This window comes from Coleofasciculus sp. F4-SAH-05 (assembly GCF_040222985.1).
In the GTDB taxonomy this organism is placed as follows: Bacteria; Cyanobacteriota; Cyanobacteriia; order Cyanobacteriales; family Coleofasciculaceae; genus Coleofasciculus; species Coleofasciculus chthonoplastes.
On sequence record NZ_JAVKBY010000025.1, the window covers coordinates 20,454 to 27,027 of the forward strand.

4 protein-coding genes are annotated in these 6,574 nt (G+C 46.2%); 2 read left to right on the forward strand and 2 right to left on the reverse strand.

Features of this window, described 5'->3' with window-relative positions; genetic code table 11:
* Positions 1-19 precede the first annotated feature (19 nt).
* Positions 20-958, reverse strand: coding sequence for a PEP-CTERM sorting domain-containing protein (locus RIG27_RS02890; protein ID WP_446342254.1), 939 nt, complete (start codon positions 956-958; stop codon positions 20-22).
* Between the two features lie 415 nt (positions 959-1,373).
* Between RIG27_RS02890 and RIG27_RS02895 the strand changes: the two genes are divergently transcribed.
* A complete protein-coding gene (locus RIG27_RS02895) occupies positions 1,374-3,275 on the forward strand; it encodes a phosphoketolase family protein (protein ID WP_446342256.1) in 1,902 nt (633 codons plus the stop codon).
* A 267-nt stretch (positions 3,276-3,542) separates the two neighbouring features.
* On the forward strand, positions 3,543-4,763 hold the full coding sequence (locus tag RIG27_RS02900; RefSeq protein ID WP_446342258.1) for an acetate/propionate family kinase: 1,221 nt from the start codon (positions 3,543-3,545) through the stop codon (positions 4,761-4,763).
* Between the two features lie 485 nt (positions 4,764-5,248).
* On the opposite strand, the gene RIG27_RS02905 is transcribed toward RIG27_RS02900, so the two are convergent.
* A complete protein-coding gene (locus RIG27_RS02905) occupies positions 5,249-6,220 on the reverse strand; it encodes an NAD-dependent epimerase/dehydratase family protein (protein WP_446342260.1) in 972 nt (323 codons plus the stop codon).
* Positions 6,221-6,574: the final 354 nt, after the last annotated feature.

Genomic DNA, 6,574 nt, shown 5'->3' on the forward strand with positions numbered 1-6,574 from the left:
TCTGGAAGAAGTTGGGGATCTAATTTATCCTCGAATTTTTGATTCGAGATAACCCCAAACCAAAACTCCCCACGGCGAGTAAGCCGAGTAGAGAAGACGGTTCTGGAACCGTAGCCGCCACCGCTGACTTAAATTCCGCTTGCGCTGCTGCAACTGATTTTCCATACCCTTGGATGTATTCAAACGAAGCGGTGTCACCCGCCGCCAGCAGTACATCTTTTCCACCAATGTGTATACCAACATCGGCAAAGGTGCCATTCGGATCAGAGGGAGTATTCAAGAAATTATTTAACTCAAACCCATTATTAATGGATAAACCCAGATCAGCACCAACAGTTGCATTGATATCTAATGAACCTAAAATAACCGTTAGACCTCCCAATTCGGTTGCTTGACCCACAGTGGCAAGTCCGGCGGCAGTTTCCAGTATAAATATATCATTAAATGTCTCGAAACCATGACGTTGATCAATACCTTGGTCGGGGTCAAACGTATCAAAATATCGAAGCTCAACGGCTGAACCCTGATTAACAAAATTAGTCTTAACAAGGAAGGCATTGAATTCATCCACCAGGGAATAGGTGCGCCTAAAATCAACAGTCGCATCACCTCCTGTATAGGTACCTGTAACGACTACTGATTCACCATCTTGGACAACGGTAACAGGCTGTTGCGTAATTCCTGTGGTTGTGTTGATGGTAAACGTAGCCGGATTCGCTCCATTCTGAAAGCCAAAATCCGAGACTGGCTCTCCGGGATTAAAGAAATCACTATGGAAGAAACTTTGTTTATCAAAGATAAGAGTATCAATCGCCCCGTTATCATCCCTAATCGTTACTTCTAATGAAGAATTGCTGAGAGTAACCGCTGTAGATGATGAGGCGAAGCTAAGTCCTGCTAGGATTGTTCCCATTAAGGGTAGACATTTGGTGAAGAAGGGAGTCGAGAATTGGGTCATCCATTTTTTACAGGTATTCATGGGGTAAAATTTTCCTAGCCGAGTTCTTTTACTAATTACTCAGCTTCAACTTGCCCTTTTTATGTGGATTTATGTAAAAATTAGGTAAATAAAAATAAACTTTTGTAATCTACCTGTAAAATAACCCATTTTTGACTTATGAATAAGGGCGGGTTTTGTTGTTCAGTTATCGGCTTCTTATTGACTTTTAGTCCCTAAACCCGCCCCTACAATTGACAGACGTGCCATGGCGCGTCTCTACTTGCCCTACTCCTGTGTATGTACAAAAAGGGATGATCTATCCCAAGTAGGAGAATTCCCCGGACCAATTTGGGTAAACTGCACAGCAGACGAGTACCGCTACCTTGGCGGTCAAAATTCCCTGGAATTTAGATTTTATAAACAAAAAAAAAATATGACAATAACCACTTCAACACCCAAAGCGTCCTTCTCTCAACCGGACATTCCCGTTGCCCAAGTGCGGCAAAATCAGGCTGCCGAACTCGACGCGATCGCGAAATATCGCCGTGCAGCTAACTACCTAGCCGCGACTCAAATTTATCTCAAAGATAATGTTCTCTTACGCGAACCCTTAAAACCTGAACATATCAAAGATCGTTTACTGGGTCACTGGGGGACTTGTCCCGGCATTAACCTAGTCTATGCCCATCTCAACCGACTGATCCGGCGTTACTATCCTGACCTTAGCTTCGATGAAGCTGGGGTATATCGATTGGTGAAGCAGTTTTCTTTGCCCGGTGGCTTTCCCTCTCACCTGTATCCGGGGATTCCTGGCACGATTCACGAAGGTGGTGAATTAGGCTACGCCTTGGCGACAGCGTTTGGGGCGGTAATGGATAATCCCGATTTAGTTGTGGCTTGTATCGTTGGCGATGGCGAGTCAGAAACGGGACCCACCGCTACAGCATGGCATGGGACAAAATTCATTGATCCGGCTGAATCCGGGGCAGTTTTACCGATTTTGCATCTGAATGGGTACAAAATTGCCAGCCCGTCTATTTTTGGCACGATGAGTGATCAGGAATTACTGCATCTGTTTACCGGGTACGGCTACCAAGTGCGAATTGTCGAAGATGAGGACTTGGATGCTGATATGTATGCTTCAATGGATTGGGCATATCAGGAAATCTGTCGGATTCAACAAGCCGCCCGTTCCGGGAACCGCCTCAGTAAACCCCGTTGGCCCCTACTCATCTTGCGATCGCCAAAAGGATGGACAGGGATTAAAGAAGCCGACGGTGTACCGATTGAAGGGAATTTCCGGTCTCACCAAGTTCCCCTCAAAGAGGTTAAGAGTAATCCCGAACATTTAGACCTGCTGGAAAATTGGTTCCGTTCCTACCATCCAGAGGAACTTTTTGACAAACAAGGGCAACCCTTCCCCGATATTTTAGACCAATGTCCCCAAGGGGAAAGGCGTATGGGTAGCAATCCCCACACCTTAGGCGGACGTATACGTCAAGCCTTGGATTTACCGGATATTTTTAACTACGAGGTTCCCGTAGAACACTCAACAGCCACAGACGGGTGTAAACGGGGTGAGAGTAGCGTTAGTAATACCTATGAAGTCGGAGAATACCTGCGGGATGTGATTCAGCAAAATCCCAGCAACTTCCGGATTTTCTGTCCAGACGAACTCGAATCCAACCGCCTGTACAAAGTCCTCGACGTTACCCAGCGTAACTATCAGTGGCCCACGGAAGCCTTTGATGGCGAGATTGGACCCGATGGGGGACGGATTATCGAATTGCTGAGTGAACATACTTGTCAGGCGTTTTTCCAAGGGTATCTCCTTACCGGACGACATGGTTTATTCCCTTCTTACGAAGCATTTTTGGGCATTGTCACTACGATGATGGATCAGTATGCCAAGTTCTTAAAATACTCCAAAGAATTCCCTTGGCGTCCGCCTGTATCGTCCCTGAATTACTTAGAGACTTCAACCCTGTGGCGACAGAAACATAATGGGTTTTCTCACCAGAATCCGGGCTTTATTAATAGTGTCTTGGATCAGCAAGCCGACTATGCGCGGGTGTATTTACCCCCCGATGCCAACTGTCTTTTGAGTACAATTGACCATTGTTTGCAGAGTACAGGCTATGTCAATTTAGTCATCGCCAACAAAAATCCTCTGCCGCAATGGTTATCCATGGAAGACGCAATCGCCCATTGTCGGGCAGGTGGTTCAGTGTGGCAATGGGCGAGTACCGATGATGGGGTTGATCCGGATGTAGTAATGGTGGGAATGTATCCGCACGGGGAAATGATCGGGTACGTCACTATGAATATGTATTAACGGCTCATGGGCAGTATATCTGTGAAAATGGCGAAGATCCTGAAGAGATTACCAATTGGCAATGGTGTTAATTTGGTTATTGGTCATTGGTCATTCGTCATTTGTTAGGGAATGGGGAACACCTCGACTTCGCTCGGTGTGGAATAGGCAATAGGGTTAAGATTTATCTGTAGGGGCGGGTTTCACTATTATCCTTTTTGGCGCACCTAGATTGGATTAAACCCGCCCCCGCCCCACCATCCATTTAATTTGTTATCAGAATCACCGATGAAAGTTTTAGTATTAAATGCGGGTTCCAGTACGCAAAAAAGTTGTTTGTATGAGATTGGCGAATCTTTACCCAATTCTCCACCCGAACCAATATGGGAAGCCAAACTTGATTGGACTGGACAGTCAAATACAGAACTTTTAAAGGTTAAAACGTCTCAAGGAAGATCTATAGAGGAACGCCTACCCACTGATGATCGAATTAAGGCGATCGCTCAAATGCTGAATACACTTTGGCGCGGTCAAACTCAAGTCATTTCCCAACTGAGTGATATTGATGTGGTGGGACATCGGGTGGTTCATGGCGGCGATAAATATCGTCAACCAACGTTTATTAATGCTGAGGTGAAAGATGCGATCGCGTCTCTGTCTCCCCTGGCACTATCCCACAATCCAGCCAATCTGGAAGGAATTGAGGCGATTGAGAATATTTTGCCAGATATGCCCCAAGTGGCGGTATTTGATACCTCATTTCATGCTCAAATTCCCTTACCTGCTGCGATTTATCCGGGTTGCAAAGATTGGCTGGATCAAGGCATACGTCGTTATGGTTTTCATGGTATAAGTCATCAATATTGCCTGGAACGAGTTGCCCAGTTATTGGAAAAAGACGCTAAATCGTTACGAGTGATTACCTGTCATCTAGGAAATGGGTGTTCCTTAGCCGCAATCCGGGATGGTATCAGTATTAATACAACTATGGGTTATACGCCTTTAGAAGGATTAATGATGGGTTCGCGTTCGGGTTCAATTGACCCTTCGATTCTGATTCAACTGATGCGACAGGGGTATAATGCGGATCAATTAGAGCATCTACTGAACAAAGAATCAGGATTAAAAGGGTTATCGGGTGTGAGTAGTGATATGCGGCAAATCAATGACGCGATCGCGGCGGGTAATGAACAAGCTAAACTCGCCTTGGATGTTTATATTCACCGCTTACGTTTCTATTTAGGGGCAATGCTAACATCTTTAGGCGGATTAGATGTATTGGTATTTGCAGGCGGGGTTGGCGAACATCAAGCCTCTGTGAGAGCCGCCGCCTGTGACGCCTTAGCGTTTTTGGGACTTAAAATTGACTCAAATAAGAATGAAACAAATCCTGTAGATGCGGATATTTCTACAGAAGATTCAAGTGTGCAGGTTTTTGTGATTCATACCCAAGAAGATTGGGCGATCGCGCAATCCTGTTGGAGCATGGTTAGGGAGTCGGTTAATTGACACTCCTCAGCCTGAAGGCGTGAGTAGCGCTTCTTTCATAGAGCGCTCTTACTATGAAACAGGGGTCCTATTTCATATCAGAGGAGCATCTCTCCAGAAGCGTTTTGCTCCATTACAGAAGCTAGTTTCGATATGCCCTATCGTAAAGCGAGAAAACAAGAAATAATGTGTTTTGGGCGTGCTTGTTGCTTAGACTTTTTACCTGTACAAGCTTTCCTGTACAGAACCCTCTAAGGCTAGTTTTCAAGGTGCGATGCCTCTCGGGCCCAAGGTTTTTATAGAGGTTTAATACCCTTTCCTCGAAGCTAATTTTAAAGCTAATTTTAACACAAAGTCGTCCTATAAGGACGAGGCTTTAGACCCAATTTTTCGGTAAAAATGGCTTAAAGCCCCTGTATAGTATAGCTTTCAGCTTAATTCAGCAGACCCTAAGTACAGGTATGACGTGGGGCTTCCGGCTTTAGCTTGCTAACGGTGCCACGCCACTAGGATTGAGTTTTCATGATCCTGACAATCTCGCTGAGGGTTTGGGATACCGATCGCGGATTCCAGCCTAAGTCTTGACGCGCTTTGGTTGCATCGACGCGCACGCAACGATCATAGACGTAATGAACCCGTTCCCGACTCAGGGGCGGTTGCCAATTCAACAGGCGTCCGATGGGGTCAAGGAGGTTTCCAGCGAGTCTCACCAAGGGTTTGGGGGCTTCAGCCGGAACCGGAATTCCGGTGTCTTGACTGAGAAGGGTGAACATCTCACGGGTGGAAAGATCACCCGCCGAAATGATATATTTTTCTCCAGGTTGACCCTTTTGGGCTGCCAGAATCATGGCGTTAGCTAAGTCATCAACCTGGACAATTCCGGTAATGCGATCGCCTCCCGCCCATACCTTTAATCCACCTTTGAGAAATTGCTTGAGTACGGGACCAAAATGGGGGTCATCTGCACCAAAGATACCAGACGGGAGGATGCTAACCACGGGTAAGCCTTGGGCGGCAAATTGGTCTACAATGTGTTGGGCTTGGTATTTAGTGCTGTCATAAGCCCCGGAAAAGTCGGTTTGCTGGCGTTGGAAGGTTTCATTCACCACTTGACCTTTGGTGTCGCCAAATACGCCAATGGTGCTACAGTAGACGAGTTTGGCTACACCAACCGCTTCAGCCACGTCTAAAACAGCACGAGTTCCCTCAACATTCACCCGTTCCATTTCCTTGGCATCCACGAGTCCTAATTCTACATAGGCGGCGGCGTGAAATACCCAGTCTACACCAGTCATTGCCGTTTTCAGGGCGTCGCGATCGCTAATATCGCCGTAAACCAGTTCGACTTGGCAATCCGAGAGACGCTGAAGGTTGCTAGACTTGCGGACGAAACCGACAACGGTATCCCCCCGTTGTTCTAAGGCTTTAACTAAATGAGAACCGGTAAATCCATTGGCTCCGGTGACTAGGGCTTTCATCACACCTCCTGGCTTTTAACTAAAACTTAGGTTGAATGGTACTGACTTAAAAGGAATATCGCTGACTCGCATAGCCAGGAAATAAATTTCTGGCTGAAAGCTAAAGTAAGCTGAAGCTTACTGGAGAAGCCTTTGAACCCGTTTAAACGGGTTCAATCCCGGACTTTGAACTCCGGGCGGATTTTCTATTGATTTTGTAAAAGTTCTCGAATGCGTTGACGAAACAACCGCACGGCTGTTCGCTGTCCCTGGGTATTACTTTGTTCAATAAAGCCGGGAATCTCGGTTACAGGTAAAAAGGGAAACGTCATGCTTTGTTCTCTCAGTTCATATTCTCCTTCAACTAATTGATAA

What these genes read in the sequence shown, in the direction of transcription:
- RIG27_RS02890 (WP_446342254.1), bottom strand. Translation starts at nt 958, where the DNA reads ATGACCCAATTCTCGACTCCCTTCTTCACCAAATGTCTACCCTTAATG.
- RIG27_RS02905 (WP_446342260.1), bottom strand. Translation starts at nt 6,220, where the DNA reads ATGAAAGCCCTAGTCACCGGAGCCAATGGATTTACCGGTTCTCATTTA.
- RIG27_RS02900 (WP_446342258.1), top strand. Translation starts at nt 3,543, where the DNA reads ATGAAAGTTTTAGTATTAAATGCGGGTTCCAGTACGCAAAAAAGTTGT.
- RIG27_RS02895 (WP_446342256.1), top strand. Translation starts at nt 1,374, where the DNA reads ATGACAATAACCACTTCAACACCCAAAGCGTCCTTCTCTCAACCGGAC.